General features: G+C 64.9%; 14 protein-coding genes. 3 read left to right on the forward strand and 11 right to left on the reverse strand.

The features are described 5' to 3' along the window. Positions 1-8 precede the first annotated feature (8 nt). The 9 genes from HNP98_RS11175 to HNP98_RS11215 form a co-directional block, all read right to left on the reverse strand. Entirely contained in the window at positions 9-1559 is a 1551-nt protein-coding gene (locus tag HNP98_RS11175; protein WP_173810153.1) for a glycoside hydrolase family 28 protein, read from the reverse strand. A gap of 45 nt (positions 1560-1604) precedes the next feature. After that, complete coding sequence (locus HNP98_RS11180) at positions 1605-3269, reverse strand: alpha-amylase family protein (protein WP_173810154.1); 1665 nt, start codon at positions 3267-3269, stop codon at positions 1605-1607. 31 nt (positions 3270-3300) lie between these two features. Beyond that, entirely contained in the window at positions 3301-4470 is a 1170-nt protein-coding gene (locus tag HNP98_RS11185; RefSeq protein WP_173810155.1) for an AGE family epimerase/isomerase, read from the reverse strand. Positions 4471-4594: 124 nt separating this feature from the next. Continuing rightward, the gene (locus HNP98_RS11190; RefSeq protein WP_173810156.1) at positions 4595-5812 is read right to left on the reverse strand and encodes a glycoside hydrolase family 130 protein; all 1218 of its coding nucleotides are present in this window, start codon (positions 5810-5812) and stop codon (positions 4595-4597) included. 124 nt (positions 5813-5936) lie between these two features. After that, positions 5937-7769: a sodium:solute symporter family protein gene (locus tag HNP98_RS11195; protein ID WP_173810157.1), complete on the reverse strand. Its 1833-nt coding sequence runs from the start codon at positions 7767-7769 to the stop codon at positions 5937-5939. 111 nt (positions 7770-7880) lie between these two features. Beyond that, on the reverse strand, positions 7881-9023 hold the full coding sequence (locus HNP98_RS11200; RefSeq protein ID WP_173810158.1) for a glycoside hydrolase family 26 protein: 1143 nt from the start codon (positions 9021-9023) through the stop codon (positions 7881-7883). Further along, positions 9023-10318, reverse strand: coding sequence for a glycoside hydrolase 5 family protein (locus HNP98_RS11205; protein WP_173810159.1), 1296 nt, complete (start codon positions 10316-10318; stop codon positions 9023-9025). Before HNP98_RS11205 ends, HNP98_RS11200 begins: the two co-directional genes overlap by 1 nt. A gap of 119 nt (positions 10319-10437) precedes the next feature. Next, on the reverse strand, positions 10438-12138 hold the full coding sequence (locus tag HNP98_RS11210) for a RagB/SusD family nutrient uptake outer membrane protein (protein WP_173810160.1): 1701 nt from the start codon (positions 12136-12138) through the stop codon (positions 10438-10440). 18 nt (positions 12139-12156) lie between these two features. Further along, on the reverse strand, positions 12157-15348 hold the full coding sequence (locus tag HNP98_RS11215) for a SusC/RagA family TonB-linked outer membrane protein (protein ID WP_173810161.1): 3192 nt from the start codon (positions 15346-15348) through the stop codon (positions 12157-12159). Between the two features lie 250 nt (positions 15349-15598). On the opposite strand from HNP98_RS11215, the gene HNP98_RS11220 reads away from it, so the two are divergent. Continuing rightward, positions 15599-16474: a helix-turn-helix domain-containing protein gene (locus tag HNP98_RS11220; protein ID WP_173810162.1), complete on the forward strand. Its 876-nt coding sequence runs from the start codon at positions 15599-15601 to the stop codon at positions 16472-16474. Between the two features lie 42 nt (positions 16475-16516). On the opposite strand, the gene HNP98_RS11225 is transcribed toward HNP98_RS11220, so the two are convergent. Both HNP98_RS11225 and HNP98_RS11230 read right to left on the reverse strand, forming a co-directional pair. Beyond that, positions 16517-17593: an SGNH/GDSL hydrolase family protein gene (locus tag HNP98_RS11225; RefSeq protein ID WP_173810163.1), complete on the reverse strand. Its 1077-nt coding sequence runs from the start codon at positions 17591-17593 to the stop codon at positions 16517-16519. A 104-nt stretch (positions 17594-17697) separates the two neighbouring features. After that, the gene (locus HNP98_RS11230; RefSeq protein ID WP_173810164.1) at positions 17698-19698 is read right to left on the reverse strand and encodes a sialate O-acetylesterase; all 2001 of its coding nucleotides are present in this window, start codon (positions 19696-19698) and stop codon (positions 17698-17700) included. A gap of 151 nt (positions 19699-19849) precedes the next feature. Here HNP98_RS11230 and HNP98_RS11235 point away from each other — a divergent pair, with 151 nt between their 5' ends. Both HNP98_RS11235 and HNP98_RS11240 read left to right on the forward strand, forming a co-directional pair. Beyond that, positions 19850-20884 (forward strand): glycoside hydrolase family 43 protein, encoded by a 1035-nt coding sequence (locus HNP98_RS11235; RefSeq protein WP_173810165.1) that lies wholly within the window; start codon positions 19850-19852, stop codon positions 20882-20884. Between the two features lie 32 nt (positions 20885-20916). Further along, entirely contained in the window at positions 20917-22089 is a 1173-nt protein-coding gene (locus HNP98_RS11240) for a glycoside hydrolase family 26 protein (protein ID WP_173810166.1), read from the forward strand. Positions 22090-22216 lie beyond the last annotated feature (127 nt).

A 22216-nucleotide genomic window follows, 5' to 3' on the forward strand; every position in this document is an offset into this window, starting at 1 on the left:
GGGCGCGGCTACCGCACGTTCTTGCGCACCACTTGGTTTTTATTTAGGCCCACGGTGGCGTTGGTGCCGTCGCTCAGTACCACCGGGCGGCCGGCGGGGGTGTTGGGGGCCCCGGTGCCCACAAAATGGTCGATGCGTACGTTGCGGAAGTGGTTGATTTCGATGCCGTTGGTGAGGAAAGCGGCGCGTGCGTTCGTCCAATCCAGCTTAAAATCGTCGATGGTCAGGCCATTCACGTGTTCTGCCAGGAAAGCGGGGATGTCGCGGGCAAACAAACCGAATTTAGGGTCGGAGTTGCCGCGCAAATCCACGTTGCCGCCGGCCACGCCGTTGAGCGGGCTGTCGGTGAATTCCAGCTTCAGGCCGTTGAAAGTGATGTCCTCCAACGCGCTTTCTTCGGTGCCGTAGAGCAGGATGCCGTTTTCGGCCCGGCAGGTGATGTTGGCGAAGGTCACGTTTTTGATGTGGCCGAGCTTCACGTTGTCTTTGCCCCGGATGGCGGAGATGTGGATGGCCTCGCCGTTGCCCCACCAGTCGCCGGTGCGCAGCCTGGTTTCGATGCGGATGTTGCTGAACGTCAGGTTCTCAATCGAGCCCTCGTCGCGCAGAAAAATGCCGATGCCCCGCGTCGAGTTGGTGATGTTGCAGTTGCTGACGTTGACGTTGCGCACGACGTTCTGGTCCAGAAAGCCGATGCGGATGCCGCTCGAATACGACTGAATGTTGCAATTGCTGACGTTGATGTTCTCGCAGGGGTGCCGGAGGCCGCTGAAGCCGGCGATTTCAAAGTGGTGGTCGTAGCCCACAATCGCCAGCCCGTCGTCGCCGGTGCGGATGTCGCTGTTCTCGATGGTCACGTTGCTGGAGCTGGTCACGTCGATGCCGTCGGCGTTGGGCACCAGCAAGCCCGACCACAGCCGGATGCCGTCCACGTTCACCGCGTCGCAGTCGGCGAAGTGCATGGTCCAGAACGGCGAGTTGAGCAGCGACACGTCGATGACGCGCACGTGGGTGCACTGCGAAAAAATCACCATCTGTCGGGGCCGGTCGCCGGGCACCACGGGGCCGTCGCCGACGCCGCTGGCCACGCGGCGGTAATTATTTTTCTGGCGTGTGTAGCGGGTGGTGGCGGTGTCGAGCGTCTTGGCCCGGGTGAAGTCGTAGAATACCTGGTTGTTGCCGTCCACGGTGCCGGGCCCGGTCAACGACACGTTGTCGGCGTGCACCGAGTACAGGAGGCCGTAGTGGTTGGTGCCGAACCCGGGCACGGAGTAGGTCTGGTAGTCGCTCAGGTTGGGGCTGCCCTTGAGCACGGCCCCGCTGCCCAGGTGCAGGTCGACGTTGGTTTTCAGGTTGACGGTGCCGGTGAGGTAGGTGCCGGCCGGCACGTCCACGGTGCCGCCGCCGCCGCGGTTGCAGGCGTCGATGGCTTTTTGAATGGCGGCGGTGGCCAGGGTTTTGCCATCGCCCCGGGCCCCGAAGTCCGTGATGGAGTACGTTTGGGCGCGGGCCCCGGCGGCGGCCAGCAGCAACGCGGCGGTAATCAACAGTCGGTTCATGGTCAGGCAGTAAAGGAAATTCGGCCGGCTGTAAAAGCCGGCTGGCTAGCTCCAGTCGAATTCGGTGAGTTGGCCGTCGAGCCGCCACTTGGTGGGGCGCAGCGAGGTCAGCCAGTCGAGGGGCTCGCCCACGGGCTGCACCCGCGCGGCCTGGGCGAAGGCCGCTTTGAGGGCTAGCTTTTGCGCTTCGCCCACGGCCACCGGCTGCGCCGATACGAACAGCGGGGCCCCGCTGCCGGCCAGCAGGCGCAGCCACTGCGCATTTTCGGCCCACGCCACCTTGGGCGTGATGCCCACGCAGTCGCCGTCCACGGCAAAGAACTGGTTGTGCTGCACCAGCCGGAAGCCCAGCGTGTTGACGCCCATTTTGCGGGTGCGGTCCCAGTCCAGGCCGCTGGTGTCGTCGCCGGTGCGGTTCAGTTCGAACAGGCCCGCCGCGAGGTGGCCCACCGTGTCGCAGCCGATGAGGTAGGCGGGGCCCGCCGCTTCGCGGATGGTTTGGTACAGGCCAAGGATGACTTCGGCGGTGGTGCGGCTGTTGTCGTGGAAGCGCCAGCCGGGGGCCGTGAAGCGGTCGGCCATCTCAAAGCCCCACTTGCCCAGCAGGTCGTAGGTGCTGAAGTCGTGCTTCACCAGCTCGTAGCCCCAGGCGCGGTACGTAGCGAAATTCTGCTGGATGCGGGCCAGGTTTTCGGGGATGGTGGGGTCGAGGACCGGCTTTCTGGGGTCGTCGCGGCCCGGAATAGGAGGCAGCCGCCGCGTGGGCTTGTCGTCGTGCCGGGCGCAGAGCGGGCGCGTCCACAGGCCCGGCCGCATGCCCAGGCGCTGCACGTCGCCGGCCAGCCGGTGCATGTCCGGGAACTTGGCGTTGGGCGTCGAAAAGTCGTCTTGCCAGCAGCAGTCGCCGGGCACGAGGGGCGAGTAAGCCGCCCAGCCCGCGTCAATCACCGAAAACGGCCGGTTGTCGCCGCCCGGGGCCAGGTCGGCCAGCAGGGCGGTGTGCTCCAGAATGAGAGCCGCCGAATTGTTGCCGTAGGCGAAATACCAGTCGTTGATGCCGTACACGGGCTGGCGCGGCAGCCGGGGCGCGGGACATAGCAAACCGCAAAAGCGGCGGGCCGTGGCAAACACATTTTCGCCCGCCCGGCCGGTGGTGGCCCGCACGGTGGCCGCGTCCAGGGTGCGGGGCCCCAGTTGCACGCCCACCCCGGCGCTGCCCGTGTCGAGGGTGAGCTGCATGGTGCCGTCGCCCACTTGCCAGTAGCAGAGGGTGCGGCCGCCGGTTTGCACGCCGAAGCACGCCGCGCGGCCGCTTTGGGGGTCGTGCTGCACGAAGTACCAGGGCAGCCGCCGGGCAAAGGCCGCCGGCAAAAACTGCACGTCGCCGTAGGTGCGCTCCCAGGCATCGCCGAGCACGGCGGCCCCGGCCGGGGCCGCGTATTGCCATTGCAGCTGCACGGCGTGCAGGGCCGCCGTGGGCGCGCGCACGGCCACGGCCAGGCCCCCGCCGGCCGGGCGGCTTAGGCGCACCGTTACGTCGCGGTAGGTCCAGGTGGCGTGGTCCTGCGTCGTCAGGGCCTGCGTGCCCCCGTCGAGCCGGACCAGCACCCGGGCCGGCAGCGCCACGGTTTCGGTGGGGCCGGCCGCCGCAACCACCACGAGGCTGCCCAGGCCCGCACCGGAAAGCTGGAGAAAATGGCGCCGGTTCATAACCGTTAGGGCTGGGGGTGAAAAAAGACCGTCAGGCGCTGCGGCGAAGGATTTCGAGGCAGGCGCGGCCGTTGTGGTAAGGGCACTTCCAGAGGCCGGCCTTGTCCTGGCCGGGCATCAGGCTGTGGTCGGCCGCCACGCCCCACACCCACTCGCCGCCCACGGGGTCGAGAATGTGGGCCTGCGTGAAGGCCCACACGCCTTCAAATTTGTCCATGAACTTCTGGTCACCGCTGAGTTGGTAGGCGTTGAGGAAACCCACCAAGGCCTCGGCCTGCACCCACCAGTGCTTGTCGCGGATGAGGTGGCCGGGCTCCAATTCGTAGTTCAGCCCGCCGTCGGCGTCGAGGCCCTCGGCGGCGGCAGTGGCCATCGGCAGGGCCAGGTGCTGGAAGCGGGCCACCAGGGAGTGGTCGCCGAGCACTTCGGCGGCTTCGAGCAGCAGCCAGGCGGCTTCGATGTCGTGGCCGTAGGACACGATGTCGGATTTCGACTGCCAGTCCTCGTCGAAAAACAGCCGCAGGTGGTGCGTGTCCGGGTCGATGATGTGCGCATCGAACACGCGCAGCAAGCCCCGGATTTGCCCGGCCAAGCCGGCGTCGGGCCACGCGCGGTACAGGTTGGCGTAGGCCTCCAGTACGTGCAGGTGGGTATTCATGGTCTTCTTTTCATTGGCGTCCTTGGCACTCAGGCGCAGGTCGGCCAGGGGCTGCCAGTCGCGGGCGAAAGCCTCCAGGTAGCCGCCGCGGGCCGTGTCGAAGCTGTGCGCCTCGATGGCCCGGTACTGGGCTTTGGCTAATTCCAGGGCCGCTGCGTCGCCGCTGGCGCGGTAGTACTCGCTCAGGCCGTAAATGGTGAAGGCCAGCGCGTACACTTGCTTCTTGGTGTCCAGGGGCCGGCCTTGGGCATCCACCGACCAGTACACGCCGCCGCACTCGTGGTCAATAAAATACTGGCGCACGTAGTGAAACGCCCGCTCGGCCAGGGCCCGGTAGGCCGGGTAGTGGAAATGGTTGTAGGCGGCCGAGAAGGTCCACAAAATGCGGGCGTTCAGTACCGCGCCCTTGGGCGCGTCGGCCACCACGGCGTCGTGGCCGTCGAGGCGGCCGTAGAAACCGCCGTTTTCCTCGTCTACGGCCCGGCGGGTCCAGTAAGCCAGAATGTTCTCCAGTTCGCGCTGAAAAGCGGCCGCGTGGTACATAAGGAAATAATTAGAAATTAAAAATCATGAGTTGAAAAACGACAGCGCCACGAGGGACGCTTTCTGTTTTTCAACTCATGATTTCTAGTCAACTATTAGGTAAGAAATAAGTGATGGGCCAGCGTTACGAATTAGCCCGCGCGGTGGCCACGGGGCTACCGTTCTGGTGGGCGAAGGCTTCGTTGCGGTCAACCAGCCGGTTGATGGCCTGCACGGACGTGGCCGAGCGCAGGCCGTCGGCGGGCGTGTTCACCACGTAGTCGAGCAGCTGCTCGATTGTCGTGGTGGCCACGTGCATCCGGGTGTCGGACGAGGCGTAGTACACGAACACGCGGCCGTCGTCATCGGCAATCCAGCCGTTGCTGAAGGCCACGTTCGACACGTCGCCCACCCGCTCTTCGCCCTCCGGGGCAATGAAATAGCCGCCCGGCTTGTGGGTAATTTTGGTGAGGTCGTGGGGGTCCGTCAGGAACAGGTACAGCACGTAGCGCAGGCCGGCGGCGGTGTTGCGCACGCCGTGGGCCAGGTGCAGCCAGCCGAGCTTGGTTTTGAGCGGGGCGGGCCCCAGGCCGTTTTTCACCTCGGCAATGGTGTGGTACTGCTTCTTGTCCACAATCACTTCCTGCATCACCCGGGCGTGCTCGATGGAGTCGGTCAGGCCGAAGCCGATGCCGCCGCCCTTGCCGGCGTCGATGAAGCCGTCCTGCGGGCGGGTGTAGAGGGCGTACTTGCCGCCCACAAACTCGGGGTGCAGCACCACGTTGCGCTGCTGGGCCGAGCCGGTGGTGAGGTCGGGGAGGCGCTCCCAGGTAATTAAATCCTTGGTGCGGGCGATGCCGCACTTGGCCAGCGCGGCCGACTGGTCGGCGTCGGAGGCGGCGGGGTCGCGCCGCTCGGTACAAAACAAGCCGTACACCCAGCCGTCCTCGTGGGCCACCAGGCGCATGTCGTACACGTTGGTGTCGGGCTCATCGGTTTCGGGCATCGTGATGGGGCGGTCCCAGAAGCGGAAGTTATCGACGCCGTTGGGGCTTTCGGCGATGGCGAAGAACGACTTGCGGTCATTGCCTTCCACGCGCACCGCCAGCAGGTACTTGCCCTGCCACTTGATGGCCCCGGCGTTGAGCGTGGCGTTGACGCCGATGCGCTCCATCAGAAACGGGTTGGTGGCGGGGTTCAGGTCGTACTTCCAGGCCAGGGGGGCGTGGGCGGCCGTGAGCACCGGGTGGGCGTAGCGGTCGAATATGCCGTTGCCGGCCTCCGCGTGGGCGTTGGGGCGGCGCAGGAGCTGGTCGTGTTGGGTTTGCAGCAGGTGCAGGCGGCGGTGAAATACAGAGGCCATGTTGTTAGCTGCTAGCTGATGGCTGCTAGCTGTTAGCTTTTAGGTTGGTATAAAAAACTGGTGGTAAGCGGGGTATTTAAAAAAAGCTAATAGCTAAAAGCCACCAGCTAACAGCTCAAAAAACCTAGTCGTCGCTGAGGCGGGCCCACCAGGTTTTTTTCAGGATGAGGACGACGACGACCAGAATGGCGACCGTGATGGCCAGCGGTACGTGCTGGCTCAGCAGCAGGTACATGGGCAAAATGGTGAGGCAAAGCTGGGCGATGATGCCGAGCACGATGTTCACCATGTTGCGCTGGAAGTTGCGGTTGGGCTGGAAGCTCGGGTCCTGGGCCTGCACCTGGGCCAGCACGGGCCCCCAGAAGCCCCAGGGCCGCACCGTTTTGTAAAACGATTGGAGCACCGCCGCCTCGGTGGGCGGCGACATATAAGTGCCCACGATGGAGCCCGTCATCGAGATGGCAAACAGCAGCGGGAACCAGTACAGCAGGTTGCCGGCCGGGATGAGGGCCCCGAACACCAGCGCCGCCACGATGCCCGAGAGCATGCCCACGAAAAACCCTGTGGCGTTGAAGCGCCACCAATGCCACTTCAACACATTGGAGGCAATGTAGCCGCCGTACAGGGCCGACACGATGAACTGAAGCACCGTGTTCACGTCTTTGGCGATGAAGCCCAGGCCCACGCCGATGGCCACCACCACCACGCCCACCAGGTAGTTCATCGAGATGATGCGGCTGGTGGGGGCCTGGGGGTTGACGTACTTCAGGTATATGTCGTTCACGATGTAGGCCTGGGCCGCGTTCACGGTGCCGCTGAACGTGCCCATGAAGGCCCCCAGCAGGCCCGTGAGCGTGAGGCCCACCAGCCCGGCGGGCAGGAAGTTGTTGATGGCAATGGGCAGGATGCGCTCGAAGTCGATGGTGCCGTCGGGGGCCTTCAGGTTCATCTGGTGGTAGTAGAGCAGGCCCAGGATGGTGAGGCCGATGATGAAGGCGTAGCGAATCGGCAGCAGAATGATGGACACAAAGCCGCTCATCTTGCTGGCCTCCTCGGGCGAGCGGGTGCTCAGGATTTTCTGCATGTCGTAGTTCGGCGCGGGGCCCGCCAGCGAGGCAAACACGCCCTTGAAGGCCATCATCATGAAGAAAATGCCGAACAGCGAGTAGCCATCGCTGGCAATCTTGCTGTTCACCTCCGGGATGAGCTTCGACCAATCGAGCCCCAGCCGCCAGCCGAAGAAAGGATTGAACCAGCCGTTCGGCACCGCCAGCTGCTTGCCCTGCAGGTTCATGTAAGCGATGACGGCAATGGCCACGCAGGCCACCGTCATGATGGCGTACTTAATCATGTCGCCGAGCACGATGCTGTGCATGCCCCCCACGATGGCGTAGAACATGGCGAAGAGCGTGAACACGATGCCGTACACGTGCGGCACGTACTGCGGGGCCACGGCGAAGGGCACGTAGCCCTTCACCAGGTCCCAGGGAATGAAAATCTCGACGAACTTGCCCAGGCCCACGAAGCCGTAGGCCAGGAAGCCCAGGCAGCTGAGCAGCGCGAAGGCGATGACCACCTGGTGCGAGGCCGCCACGCCGGGGCCCTTGGTGCCGAAGCGCGTGGCCAGCCACTCGGCCCCCGTGGAGGCCCCCGAGCGGCGCAGCCAGCGCGAGAGGTACATCATCAAAAACACCTGGTTGAACACCGGCCAGAGCCAGGGAATCCAGATGCTTTTCATGCCGTAGGCGAAGCACAGGCTCACCATCCACATCGTGCCGCTGATGTCGAACATGTCCGACGCGTCGCTCAGGCCCAGCTTGTACCAGGGCAGCGTGCGGCCGCCTAGCATATAGCTATCCTTGTTCTCTCGGGCTTTCTTGCTGTAATAAATGCCGATGAATACCGTCGTCAGCAGGTACGCCAGAATAATTAGAAGGTCAATGGTGTGTAATTTCATGCTTTCGCGAGCTGTTAGCTGCTGGCTGTTAGCGGTTAGCTTTTTGGCTCAGGTTTGAATAAATGGTTGGGCATCGGCTAATAGCTAACCGCTAATAGCCAGCAGCTTAGATTAAATCGGTTTGGAGTAGAGGTGCAGGGGCGCAATGCGGTTTTCAAACAGCACTTTTTTGTCCTGCGAAAAAGCCTTGAAGTCGGCGGCGCTGGCCTGGCCGGGGAAGGGCACGAAGTAGTGCACGGGGTCGCCGTTGCGCCACGTCAGGGCGTAGGAAACCGGGTATTTCTGGAGGGCCGGCAGCAGCACCTTCGTCCACCACGTAGGGTCGGGGAGGCCTTCGAAGCCGAATTCGGTGAGGGCCGGCAGCTTGCGGTGGGCCTTGGCCACGGTTTCAAGCACCGTCATCCGTTGGTCGAGGTCCTGCTGGAACCGGGCCACGTTCCGCCGGTCGCAGTAGGCGTCGAAGCCCATTACGTCCACGTACTCGTCGCCGGGGTAGCGCTCCAGGTAGTCGGCTTCGGTGGCAAAGTCGGCCGCCGAATAGGCAATAATCAGGTTGTGGAGCTTCTTCTCGTTGTGCAGGTAGTTGACGGTGAACTGCCAGATGGCTTTAAATTCGGCGGGGGTGCATTCCTTCTGGCCCCACCAGAACCAGCTGCCCGTGTGCTCGTGAAACGGCCGGAAGATGACCGGGATGGCCTCGCCCTTGCCGCCTTTCAGCCCGCCCATAAAAGTGGCCACGCGGTCGAGGTAGCTCACGTACTTGGCGTGGTCGGGGCCCCCGGGCAGGATGTACTTCACGGTGCGGGCGGTGTCCCAGGCGGTTTTGCCGTTGTGCGGGTTGTTGAGGTGCCAGCTGATGGTGACCACGCTGCCCTGCGCGTAGGCCTGCTTGATGTAGCCCTGGATGCGGGCAAACGGCACGCCGTCGAGGTTGCGGGCGCTGTCTAATTCCACATGGCCCAGCTCCCAGCCGAACACGGCGGGGTAGGAGCCGGTCACGGTTTTCACGTCGGAGCGGTTGGCGTCGCCCTTCCACATCTTGCCCTGGTCCACGCCGTAAGCGAGGTCGTCCTGGTGGCCAAACATCACGCCGCGGCCCACCAGCCGGTGCAGGTTGGCCAGCAGCAGCTTGGTGGCGGGGGTGGCGGCGGGGTCGGCGGGCGGGGCCCCGGCCGAAGCCGGGGTTTGGGCCTGGGCCCCGAGGGCCAGCGCGGCGGCGGCAGCGGCCAGCGCGAGGGTGCGGAAGATTTTCATTAGCGAAGGGTTTTACTGTACTGGCCAATCACGGCCCAGGTGGACTTATCCGAATCAAATACCGAGTTCAGGCCCTGCTCTTCGCCGCCGGGGTCGCCCATGTAGGCGTCGCCGGCTTTCCAGAACACCTGGCCCGGCACCGGCCGCGCCGCGCCCCCGAAGGCCCAGAAGTTGTAGCCCGCGATGACGCGGCCGGCCGGCGTGTCGCCCCGCATCATCCCGAACAGGGCGGCGTAGTACTGGTCGCGCAGGGCGGTGGCCGCCGCGGGGGCAAACACCTGGCCGTCGCGCGGCAGGCCGAACTCTTCCACCACCAGCGGCTTGCGCAGCTTGGTGGCCACGGCCACGTGCTTGTCCACGAAGGCCGTGGTGTGGGCCAGTACCGAGGGGAAGCTTTTAGCCGTGGCCGTGTCGCGGAACCAGCCCCAGTTTTTGGGCCAGATGTGGATGGTGAGGTAGTCGATGTTCGGGTCGGCGTGCAGGCGCTCGTACACGGCCATGTCGTTGTCGGTGGCGATGTCGCCCTCGCTGCCGGTGGTCAGCAGGTGGTTGTGGTCGATGGACTTTACCAGGGCCGCCGTCTGGTGCATCCAGGCCTCGAAGGCCGGGGTGGCGGCCGCCGTCATGGGCCGCGGCTCGTTGAGGAGTTCCCAGGCCATGATGGCCGGGTCGTTTACGTACTTCTGGTGGGTAAGGCTGTTGGTGCGGGCCAGCACGTAGCGGACGTAAGTGGCCTCCGCGCTTTTGCACGGCTCGCAGGTGTAGAACTGCGCAATGTAGTTGCGGTACTTGTCCCAGCTGTAATCGGGGTTTTTAGGCAATGGCTGGCCGGTGTAGCCATTCCACTCCAGGTACTGGCCCAGGCCGCCGCTCCACTCCCAGGTGTTGGTGAAGTGCAGCACGGCCTTCATGTCGCGCTTGCCCAGCTCGGCCAGCAAGTAGTCGAGCCCGGCCATGATGTGCTCGTCGAACTGGCCCTCGGTGGGCTGCAACGGTTGCAGCACCCGGTACTGGTAGCCGCCGCTGAGGCCCTCGGCCCCCACCATTACCCGCAGGTTGGTCACGTTGTGCTGCTTCAGAAAGTCCAGCTCCTGGGCCAGCCGGGCCTTGCCGGCGGGGCCCTGGGTGGCCAGCAGGCCCCCGTACCAGTAGTTGGCCCCAATGTAGCGGTAAGGCTTGCCGTCGAGCACGAACTGCGTGCCCCGGGCCCGCACGAAGCCCGCCGGGGCCGGGGCGGCGCGGCCCGTCAGCGCCAGCAGCGCCGCCAGCCCGGTCAATGTCAATAGCTTGTTCATGCGCGAGGCGCTCAAGCACCGCAAAAGGTTGCCCCGGGGGCCGTGATGCGAACAGTCACGGCCCCGGGGCAACCCATTTTGGGCGGAAATGGTGGAAAAGGAAAGGGAAAGAAAAAGGGTTACCAGCCGGGGTTTTGGGCGATGGTGGTATTCGACTGGGTTTCGGCTACTGGCAGCGGCAGCAGCAGGTTGCGCGGGGTACGGGTTTTCGTGATGTTTTGCAGGGTGATGCCGATTTTATTCATCACCGGCAGGAACACGCCCCAACGGATGAGGTCGTAGCGGCGGTTCGACTCCTCGTACATTTCCTGGTCGCGCTCCGCAAAAATGGCGCTCCGCAGCTGCAGCTGGCTCAGGCCCACCGGGTCGAGGAGCGGGTCCTGGGCGGTGGTCACGTTCTGGTTCGAGCGCCGCCGCACCTGCACGAAGTACTTACGGGCATCGGCGGTGTTGCCGTTCAGCTCGGTTTCGGCCTCGGCGTAGGTCAGCAGCACGTCGGCGTAGCGCAGCAGCGGGTAATTGATGGCGTCGGAGGTGCCGTCGGGGTTGTTGGGGGCGGCGGCCTTGCCCGGCACGTAGTACTTCAGAATCTGGGCCTTGTTGCTGTACGAGGCCAGGGTGGTGTCGCCTTTTACCGGGACGGCCCCCGGCTTAGTGTTAATCTTCACGATGCGGTACTTGGCCGAGTCGGAGCGGGGGTAGAAGTAGTAGGCGGGCCCGGTGCCGTAGTCTTCAAACCAGAAGTGGGTAATGCCCTGCCGCACCCGGTCGTCGTTGGCGGTGAACGTGTTGTAGAAGTACGTGTCCATCCACAGGTACTGCCGGCCGCCTAGGTCGGGCGAGGTGAAGTAGTTGCTCACGTAGTTGGTGTGCGTGAGGTTGCCGGAGAGCGTCTGGTTCATGAAGATGTGCTCCACGAGGTTGTCGTTGGACTTCTTCCACAGGTCCATGTAGTTCGGGAACAGGCTGTACTTGCCGCTGGCAATGAGCTTGCCCGCCTCGTCCTTGGCCAGCTGGTAGTACGTCTTGCTGTCGAAACCCTCGTAGCCGGCCACCACGTCTTTGTCGTAAGTATAAAAACCGTTCTGGGGACCGGTGTGGGTCTGGGGGCCGCCCTGCACCGTGAGCTGCGCCCCTTTCAGCGAAGCCGAGCCGATGGTGGCGTACACTTTGGCCAGCAGGGCCTGCGCGGCCCCTTTGTTGGCGTGGCCCAGGGCCCCGGCCCCGGGCTCGTCCTGGTAGGGCATCAGGGTTTCGCCCTGCTGCAGGTCGTCGATGATTTGCTTGTACACGTCGGCCACGGCCGCCCGGGGCAGGTTGGTGTCGGTGATATCGGTGAGCGACGCCGTGCGCAAGGGCACCGGCCCGAACAGCCGCACCAGCACGAAGTAGCTGAAGGCCCGCAGGAAGTGCGCCTCGCCCAGGATGCGGTTCTTCCGAACCACGTCCATGTCGATGGCCGGCACCCGCTCCAGCACCGAGTTGGCGCGGGCAATGATGTTGTAGGGGCCCGTGAACATAATCGGGGTTTTGTAGTCGCCGAGGTAGTTGCCGGCCCCGATGTTGTTCATAGCGAAGGGCTGCCCGCTGGCGTGGTCGTCGTCCTCCGACAGCCACTCCCAGTAGGGCTTCGTGAACCAGTCGTAGGAGTTGAAGTCGGCGTACACGCCCGCGATGGCGGCCTCCGCGTCGTCGGCGGTTTTGTACACGTTTTCCGGGGCGTAAAAGTCGTAGGGCTTCTCGTCCAGCACACCTTTACAGCCGGTAGCCAGCAGCACCACGGAGGCAGCCCCGACTAATATCTTGGTAAGATTCTTCATGATAAGGAGGTTAGCAGATTAAAAGCCGACGTTGACACCGAGCGAGTAGCTGCGGGCGGTGGGGTAGTTGCCCAGGTCCACCCCGCGCCGCGACGGGTCCTGGCCGTAGGCGTTCACTTCCGGGTCGTAGCCCGAGTAGTTGGTGATGGTCACCAGGTTGGTGACGCTGGCGTACAGGCGGGCGCTGCGGATGCCGTACTGCTTGAAGTCGAACGTGTAGCCCAGGCTCACGTTCTTGAGGCGCACGTAGGAGCCGCTCTCCACGAAGCGGTTGCTGAACAGCAGGGGGTTGCCGTCGTCTTTGCCGGCCCGGCGCACGGTGGCGTTGGGGTTGTCGGGCGTCCAGCGGTTGTCGTAGGCCGACTGCGTAATGTTGCTTTGGCCCGACGAGCCCAGGTCATCAAAGCCCCGCTTGGGGAAGTTGATGATGTCGTTGCCCACGCTGCCCTGGAAGAAGAAACCGGCGTCGAAGCTCTTGAAATTGAAGGTGTTGTTCACGCCCCACACGAATTTGGGGTTCACGTTGCCAATCACTTCGCGGTCGTTCTGGTCAATCACCCCGTCGCCGTTGAGGTCTTTGTAGCGCACCTCGCCCACCAGGGCCAGGGCCGCGGCCCCGTCCAGCTTCGGGAAGGATTTCAGCACGTCGTCCGTGCTCTGAAAAATCCCGTCCTCCTGGTACCCGTAAATCCGCCCGATGGCTTTGCCGGCTTCCAGAATGAAGGGCCGCACGTCGTAGGAGATGTTGGGCGAGAAGTCCACCGTCTTGTTGGCGCCCAGCTCCACAATCTGGTTGCGGTTGATGGAGATGTTGCCCGAGGGCGTCCACTTGAAGTCCTTGCCGTCCACGGCCCGCACGTTCAGGGCCACTTCCAGGCCGCGGTTCTGCACCTGGCCGGCGTTGATTTGCACCGAGCCGTAGCCGGTGTCGGGCGGCACCGTCAGGCCCTGAAGCAAGTTCTTGGTTTGCTTGTCGTACACGTCCACCGTCAGGTTCAGGCGGCCTTTCAGCAGGCCGATGTCGATGCCGGCGTCGCTCTGGTAAGTGGTTTCCCAGGTCAGGTTGGGGCTGGGCAGCCCGCTTTGGTACACGCCGTTCACCAGCTGCCCGTTGAAGACGTAGCTCGCACTGCTCAACCGGGCCAGCGACTGGTAGGCCCCGATGGCTTGGTTGCCCGACGTGCCGTAGCTCAGGCGCAGCTTCAGGTCGCTGAACACATCCAGGTCGCTGATGAATTTCTCGTCTGCCACGCGCCAGGCGAAGGCGGCGGCCCCAAATTGCGAGTATTTTTTGTTGAGGGCAAACTTGCTGCTGCCATCAATCCGGCCCGTAAGCGTGAACAGGTACTTGCCGGCGTAGTTGTAGTTGACGCGGCCCAGGTACGAGAGCAGCGTCGATTGGCCCCGGCCCGAATACGTGTCGCGCTTGGTGGCCGCGTTCAGGTTGTTATCCTGCAAGGCATCGTTCAGGAAGCTCGTGGCGTTCACGCTCTCCGTGTTGTAGTCGCTCTTGGTGTAGGTGAAGCCGCCCACGGCCGTCAGGTCGCTCTTTTCGCCAAACTTGCGCGTGTAGGTGGCAATGTTTTCCGACGTCAGCTCGAACTGGTTAAAGCTCGACACCGTGGCCGTGCCCCCCAGGGCGTTGCCCTCGAAGGTGGTGCGCGGGTAGTACACGTTCCGGCCCGAGGTGTAGTAGTTCAGGCCCAGGCGGGTGCGCAGCTGCAAACCCGGAATAACGTTAAATACCAGTGAGTTAGAAGAAAAAATCGAATTCACCAGGTTCTGGTTCTTTACATCGTTGATGTAGGAAAGCGGGTTGGTGGTGGGCAGCTGGTCGGGGGGCGCGATGTACGTGCCGCCGTTGATGAGCTGCATGCCGCTGGGCGACACGGTGGGCCCGAAGCGCAGGGCCGCGTAAATCACGCCCGGGTCGCCGCCGTTGAAGCTGGTCGCCGTTTTCACCAGCTTGTTAAGCGAGCGGCTCGCCTGGGTATTGGTTTCAAAGGTCAGCCACTTGGTCAGGTTCCGGGTGATGTTGATGCGCAAGTTGCCTTGCTCGAACGCCGAGTTGGTGATGATGCCCGCCTGCTTAACGTAGTTGGCCGAGATGGCAAAGCTGCCCTTGTCGGCACCACCGCCCGAGAACGTCACCGACGCCTCGTTGATCGGCGCTTTCTGGAAAATAACGTCCTGCCAGTCCGTGCTGTGGCCAACGAAGTCCGACGGCACGGGGGTATGAAACCCCGTGCGCTGGTCGATGCGGCCCGAAAACGGTACGCCGAAGTTGCCGCCCAGGCTGTCGGTGTAATTCGTGCCCAGGTACTTGTCGTTGTAGAAGTTTTTCTCGTTCAAGTAGTTGGCGTAGGTTTCCGCGTCCAGCATTTTGTAGCGCTTGGCCACCTGGTCGAAACCCGAGCGGAACGACACATCCACCCGGTCGGCCCCGCTCTGGCCGCGTCGGGTGGTCACGATGACCACGCCGTTGGCCCCGCGCGAGCCGTAGATGGCCGTGGCCGAGGCGTCTTTCAGCACCTCGATGCTTTCGATGTCGGAAGGCCGCAGAAAGTTCAGCACGTTGGTGCTCAGCACCGCGGCGTCGCTGCGGCTGGTGGCCCCGGAGGCCGTTTGCGACTCGTTGTTCACTTCCAGCGGTACACCGTCAATCACGTACAACGGCTGAGTGTTGCTGCCGAACGAGTTGACGCCCCGAATTTGCATGCTGATGCCCGAGCCCGGGGCCCCGTCGTTTTGCGACACCTGCACGCCGGCCACTTTGCCCTGCAAGCCGCGGTCGAACGAGAGGGGCGTGCCCACCAGCAGCTCGTCGCGCTTAATGGACGCCACCGAGCCGGTGAGGTCGCTCTTTTTCACGCTGCCGTAGCCCACCACTACCACGTCGTTCAGGCTCTGCCCGTCCGAGCGCAGCACCACGTCCACCTGGGTGCGGTCGCCGAGGGTGATTTCCTGCGGCGACATGCCCACAAAGTTCACAATCAGCGCGTCGCTGCCCTTGGGCACCGAAAGGCTGAACTTGCCCGCCGCATCCACGGTGGTGCCCAGCTGCGTGTTCTTTACCCGCACGCCGGCCCCAATCAGCGGGTCGCCTTTTGTGTCGAGCACCGTTCCTTGCACCACCCGTTGCTGAGCCGCCGCCGGTAGGGCCGTCAGCAACGCAAACAGGGCGAGCACCGAGAGTAAAATCGTTCTCATATGTTGTCAATTTGGTGAAAAGTAAGTGAAACAAAGGTCTCGCAATCGATAGGCAATTAATAATACTATTATGCCAATTGCTTGTATGGTATTATCGTGCTATACTGGTGGCAATGCGATAACAATGGACTGAAGCTCTTAATAGCGAAAAATGTCGTAATTTGCACCCGCTTGCAATGGATTGCACAGTGATATCTTTCTGACGCGGGGACTATACTTTTATTGAAGGACACCTTCTTTTTTTCTACCTATGAAGCCCGATATCATGCGTGAAATCACCCCGCTTACCCAAAGCGACTGCTTCACGCTGTTTTCCCGCGTCAAGAAGAAGTTCGATTTCCCGCTGCACTACCACGAGGAGTACGAGTTGAACCTCATCGTGAACGCCAAGGGGGCCAAGCGCATCGTGGGCGACCACATCGAGGCCATCGACGAGCTGGAGCTGGTGCTGGTGGGCCCCAACCTGTACCACGCCTGGTTCACGCACAAGTGCGAAAGCGAGGAAATCCGGGAGCTGACCATCCAGTTTCACAAAGACCTGTTCGAAGACCGGTTCCTGCGCAAGAACCAGCTCAGCTTCATCAAAACGATGTTTGAGAAGGCCCAGCGGGGCATCCTGTTCTCGTCCGATACCGTCGAGCGGCTCAAGCCCCGCATCCTGGCGCTGGGACAAAAAAACGGGTTCGACTCGGTGCTGGAGCTGCTCTCCATTTTGCACGATTTGTCCACCTCGCGCAACATCCGCACGCTGTCCGATTCCAGCTCCAACCACGAGCAGCTCAACTACAACAGCCGCCGCATCGAGAAGGTGTTTGAGTACATGAACGCCCACTACAGCCGCGCCATCACCCTCACCGAAGTGGCCAAGGTAGCCAACATGCCCGAGGCCTCGTTCAGCCGCTTCATCAAGAAGCGCATCGGCAACACGTTCATCGACAGCCTGAACGAAATACGGCTGGGCCACGCCACGCGCATGCTCATCGAAACCACCCACAACGTGGCCGAAGTGGCCTACAAGTGCGGCTTCAACAACATCTCCAATTTCAACCGCACCTTCAAAAAAAAGAAAGGCTGCACGCCCAAGGAGTTTCGCGGCAACTTCTCGGGCACCCGCATCTTCATCTAGCGACGGGCGGCCCGGCTGGTGGCGGGGCCCCGGGGCCGGCCGCTACCAGTGCATAGTTTGCTTGAGGAAGGCAGTAAGCTCCTGGGCAATGAGCTGGTGCTCGGCCAGGTCGGGGTGGGTGCCGCAGCCGCTGCTGAAGCGGCGCGAAAAAAAGTACTTGTGCACCCCGGCGTCGCCGCCCGCGTTGGCGGCGGCCACCACGCCGGTGAGGTAGCGGTGCAGCACGGCCGTGAGCACGGCGTCGGCCATAGGGCTGCTCAGGCACACGAGGTGGGCCGCCGGGTAGGCCGCCCGCACGGTTTTCAGGAACGCCAGGTAGCGGCCGCAAAACGCTACGGAGTCCTGCACGCCGTCGTTTTGGCCCAGGCAGATGGTTACCACGTCGGGCTGGTAGCGGCGGAAGTCCCAGGCGGGGCTGGCCTTGTCGCCCGGGTTCAGGCGGTCGAACACCTCGGGCATGACCGTCTTCATGTCGCAGCAGCTGTGCATCAGGCCGATGCCCGACACGGCCGTGAGCTGCCACTCGGCCCCCAGGGCCCGGGCCGTGCGGGGGCCGTAGGCCTGGTAGGCGTTGTGCTGGTCGTACCACTTGCCCTGGCCGCAGGGCGCCACCGACAAGTCGCTGCCCGTGCCGCAGGTGATGGAGTTGCCGATGCACTCGAGGCGGCGCGTGGGCCGGGGCGGGGGCGGCAGCAGCCGGGCGCAGCGCAGGCCCACCAGCTCCAGGTAGCCCTGGCCGGTTTCGGTGGCCTTGCACAGCACCAGGGTGTGGGGGCCGGCGGCCAGGCCCGCCACGCGCAGCGTGTCGGTGCGGCCGGCCAGGCGCTGGCGGGTGGCCACGCCGTCCACGGCCAGCACCACGTAGTTGTGGTCGGTGCCGTAGCGCAGCTCGTCATGCACCACCACCGCGCACGAGGGGCCCCGAAACCGCGCCGTGACGTACACGCCCGGGGCCCAGAAGCGGGGCTTTTTGGCGTCCGAAAAATCGATGCGCCCGGTGTATTGCAGGCGCTTGTCGTCGGCAAAAAAGAAGGCGGTTTTGGGCGGTTTGGCGGCGGCAGGCCCCGCCGATACCAGCGTGTTGGCCAGCACCAGCGCCAGGATAGTGATAAATCTCATGCTTGGGGAAATAAAGGGCCAATGCAGCCGCGGGAGCTTGTTTTTCTGCCGGCTCCGAAGGGGAGGAAGCGTAATAATGCGGCCACCGGCCAGTGGCCGCCGCGCTATTTCCGCCCCGCCGTGACGCCCGGCCACGTATCGGTGCGAAACGGGACGGTGGGCAGGCCTTCCCGGTTGTAGAGGTTGCCGTCGGGGTTGGTGGCCCAATCGTAGCGCACGGCCACGGGGGCGGGCACCTCGGCGGAGCTCACCACCACGTCGTCGCCCTGCACCTGGGCCGTGGCCCAGTAAAATTTGTGGTCGGCCCCGGCCACGGCAAAGCCCCTGAGGGGCCCGTCCGGAGCCCGCAGGCCGGAGCCGTGGTGGTCGAACCGCAGGCGCACGGCCGGGCCTGCCACGGCCATGCCGGCGTAGGTGGGACCGCTGGCCACCACGCCGGGGTCGGCGTAGGCCACGCGGCGGGCGGCCAGGGCCAGGCGGCGGCCCACTTCCTGCTTGTTGTGGGGGTGGATGTCGGCGGGGTCGCCGAGGTCGATGGCCGTGGCCATGCCGGTGCGGGGCAGGGCCAGGGCCCCGGCCTGGGCTTCGCGCAGCTCGGCCCAGTCCGACTCGGCGGGCTGGGGCAGCGCCGGGTTGAAGTTGGCCAGCTGCACGAACAGGAACGGAAACTCGTAGCCCCAGTGCGCCCGCCAGTCCGCGATGAGGGCCGGGAAGAGGGTGCGGTACTGCTCGGCCCGCTCGGCGTTGGTTTCGCCCTGGTACCAGATAACCCCCTTGATGGCCAGGGGCTGCATAGGGGCAATCATGCCGTTGTAGAGGGCCGTGGGGGCCATTTGGGCCCCGCCGGGTACCGGCGGCCGGGGCACGTCGGCCGGGGCGATGCCCGGCCGGTACTGCCAGGCCCCGGCCAGCGCCAGGCTGCGGGCCGCGGTGGTGAGCACCAGGTCGGCCGGGGCCCCCACGAAGCCGCCCGGGCCGCTCGCGTCCACCACGCGCACGGCGATGACGTTGCGGCCCGGGTGCACCAGCGCGGCGGGTACGTCGTAGGCGCGGGGCGTGCCGGCCCCGCCGGTGCCGCCCACCTTCACGCCGTTGAACCAGGTGCTGTCGGCGTCGGCGATGCGGCCCAGGGCCAGGGTGAGGGAGCGGGCGGCATCGGCGGCGGTCAGCTCAATCTCCTTGCGGAACCACACCACGCCGTCGTAGCCGGCCAGGGCCGGGCTGGCCTCCCAGGCCCCGGGCACGGCCAGGGTGGCCCAGGCCCGGGCATCGAAATCGGGTGCGGCCCAGGTTTTGCCGCCGGGCAAGTACCCTTGGTCGCGCGTGTTAATGGACTGCTGAAAGGCTTTTTGCTGGGTCTGGAAGGCGCGTTGGTCGTCGGCCAAGCTAGTGGTGCGCTGACTGAACGCCGCCACCTTTGCCCCGAACTCGGGAAAGGCCCGCAGGCCCTCGGCGCTCACCCAGGCCTCGGCCGGGGTGCCGCCCCAGCTGTCGGCAATCAGGCCCATGGGCACCCGGTACTGCTGGTACAGGTCGCGCCCAAAAAAGTAGGCCACGGCCGAGAACTCGGCAATCGTGGCCGGGCTGCACACCTGCCAGCCGTTGGCCGGCGCTTCGGCCTGCGGGCGGTAGGCCGCGGTCTGATTCACGGTGAACAGCCGGAGGTTGGGCCAGTTGGCGGCCGCGATTTCCTGGTCGGCGTTCTGCACGGGCTGGTAGCCGCCGCGGTTCGGGTCCTTCACCTTGAACTGCATGTTCGACTGCCCCGAGGCCAGCCACACGTCGCCCACCAGCACGTCGGTCAGCTCGATGGTGTTCTGGCCCCGCACGGTGAGGGTGTAGGGGCCCCCGGCGGGCTGGGGCGGCAGCGTGGCTTGCCAGCGGCCGTCGGGGCCGCCGGGCACGGCCGGGTAGGTTTTGCCCCGGAACGTGACGCTCACCTGCTCGCCCGGCGCGGCCCAGCCCCAGAGCGGCAGCTTCGCGTCGCGCTGCAACACCATGTGGGAGCCCACCAGCGCGGGCAGGCGCACGGCGGCGCGGGCCGCGGGGGAGGCCCCCAGGGCGAGGAGCAGGGCGGGTAGTAGCAACGAACGGCGGGTGGGCATGGCGGGCGGGAAAGAGGGCGGGAGGACGGGGCGAAGGTCGCCCCGCAGATGAGAATAATCCTGGTACCTTTTTGACGAAAACGTGTACGGAGCGCCCGTCGCCGGCTCGTTGGCCGGGGCTGTGCCCCACAGAAATTACTTTAACCGCCCCATGAAGAAATTATACTGGCTCGCCGGCCTGCTGGCGCTGGGCCGCCCCGGCACCGCCCAAACCGGCCCGCCGGCCCCTCCCACGTCGGGCAACCCCGTGCTGCCCGGCTGGTACGCCGACCCCGAAGCGGCCATCTTCGGCCAGCTGTACTGGATTTACCCCACGTTTTCGGCCGTGGTGGGCGACACGTATCCGGCCAACGAAGCCGTGGGCAGCCGCAAGGCCTACGCCCAGCAGGTGTTCCTGGACGCGTTTTCCTCGCCCGATTTGGTGACCTGGACCAAGCACCCGCACGTGCTGGACACGGCCAGCGTGCACTGGGCCCGCCGCGCCGTGTGGGCCCCGGCCATCGTGGCCAAGGGCGGCCAGTACTTCCTGTTTTTTGGGGCCAACGACATCCAGAACGACCGGCAGCGCGGCGGCATCGGGGTGGCCCGGGCCGACAACCCCGCCGGGCCGTTCCGCGACTACCTGGGCCACCCGCTGGTGGACAAGTTCTACAACGGGGCCCAGCCCATCGACCAGTTCGTGTTCCGCGACGTCAACGGCAAGTACTACCTCGTGTACGGCGGCTGGCAGCACTGCAACATTGCCCAGCTTAAGGACGACTTCACGGGCTTCGTGCCCTTCGCCGACGGCACCACGTTCCGCGCCATCACGCCCCCGGGCTACGTGGAGGGCCCCGTGATGTTCCGCCGCCAGGGCAAGTACTACTTCATGTGGTCGGAAGGCGACTGGACGGGCCCCTCGTACGCGGTGGCCTACGCCGTGGGCACCTCGCCGTTTGGGCCCTTCCGGCGCGAGGGCAAGGTGTTGCAGCAGGACGCGGCCATCGGCACCGGGGCCGGGCACCACTCCGTGCTCCAGGTGCCGGGCACCGACGACTGGTACCTCGTGTACCACCGCCGCCCGCCCGGCGACGCCGAAGGCAACCACCGCGTGGTGTGCATCGACCGGATGGAGTTCGACGCGGCCGGCCACATCCGGCCCGTGCGCATGACCACCCAAGGCGTGGCCCCCCGGCCGCTCCGCTAATAAATTCCTCCTTCTTTTTCCCTTTCCAAACCATGTCAAACCAAGCCAACTGGTGGCTCGTGGCCGCCGCGGCCGCGGGGCTGCTGGGCTGCCGCGCCGGCCAACCCGGCGGGGGCCCGGCGGCCCGCTTCCCGTACCCGGTGCGCGTCGTGGACGCGCACGCCACCTACGCCACCAAAGCCCTGTTCTACAACCTGCAACACCCCGCCCGCCCGGGCATTTTGTTCGGCCAGCAAGACGCCACGCAGTACGGCGTGGGCTGGCACGACCAGCCCGACCGCAGCGACGTGAAAAGCGTGTGCGGCTCGCACCCCGCGCTTTACGGCTGGGACGTGGCCGAGCTGGTGAACGCGCGGCTGCGCGGCCGCCCGGCCACCGACTCGGTGCTGGTGCGCCACCGCCAGCTGGTGGTGGATGCCTACGAGCGCGGGGGCCTCAACACCTTTTGCTGGCACATGGACAACTTCGTGACGGGCAAGAACTTCTACGATACCACGGCCGTGGTGCCCGCCATCCTGCCGGGCGGGGCCCGGCACGCCGACTACCGCCGGGCCCTGGACATTGTGGCCGATTACTTCAACCACCTGCGGGCGGCCGACGGCACGCCGGTGCCCGTCATCTTCCGGCCGTTTCACGAGCACACCGGCTCGTGGTTTTGGTGGGGCCGGCGCCACTGCACCCGGGCCGAGTTCGTGCAGCTCTGGCAGTTCACGGTGCGGTACCTGCGCGACGAAAAACACGTCCACAACCTGCTGTTTGCCTACTCGCCCGACCGCGTGCCCGACATGGCGGCGTACTTCGAGCGCTACCCCGGCGACGCTTACGTGGACGTGCTGGGCTTCGACGACTACGGTGATTTTACCAACCTCACCACCCCCAACAAAGGCGTGGCCACGCTGGAGGCCCTGGTGGCCGAAGCCCACCGGCGCGGCAAAATCGCGGCCCTCACCGAAGCCGGCCTGGAAAAGGTGCCGAACCCGAACTGGTTCGACGACAACCTGCTGGGCCAAATCAAGGCCAGCCCGCAGGCCCGCCAGATTGCCTACCTCATGGTGTGGCGCAACGCCCACCCGGGCCATTTTTACGCGCCCTACCCCGGCCAGGCCAGCGTGCCCGGCTTCCTGAAGTTCTACGCCGACCCGCTCACGGTGTTCGAAAGCGACCACCCGCAGCTGTACACCTTGCCCCCGGGAGCCAAGCGCTGAGCGGGACTCACCAGCAAGTGGCACGGCCGCTCCGGAAATGGCGGGCGATGCAAGGCCAACGCTTCCCCGCCTTAAACGAAAAAGCCCGGCTACCGAAGTGGCCGGGCTTTTTTGCGCGGTAGAAATC

Source organism: Hymenobacter caeli (genome assembly GCF_013294115.1).
GTDB classification, from domain to species: domain Bacteria; phylum Bacteroidota; class Bacteroidia; order Cytophagales; family Hymenobacteraceae; genus Hymenobacter; species Hymenobacter caeli.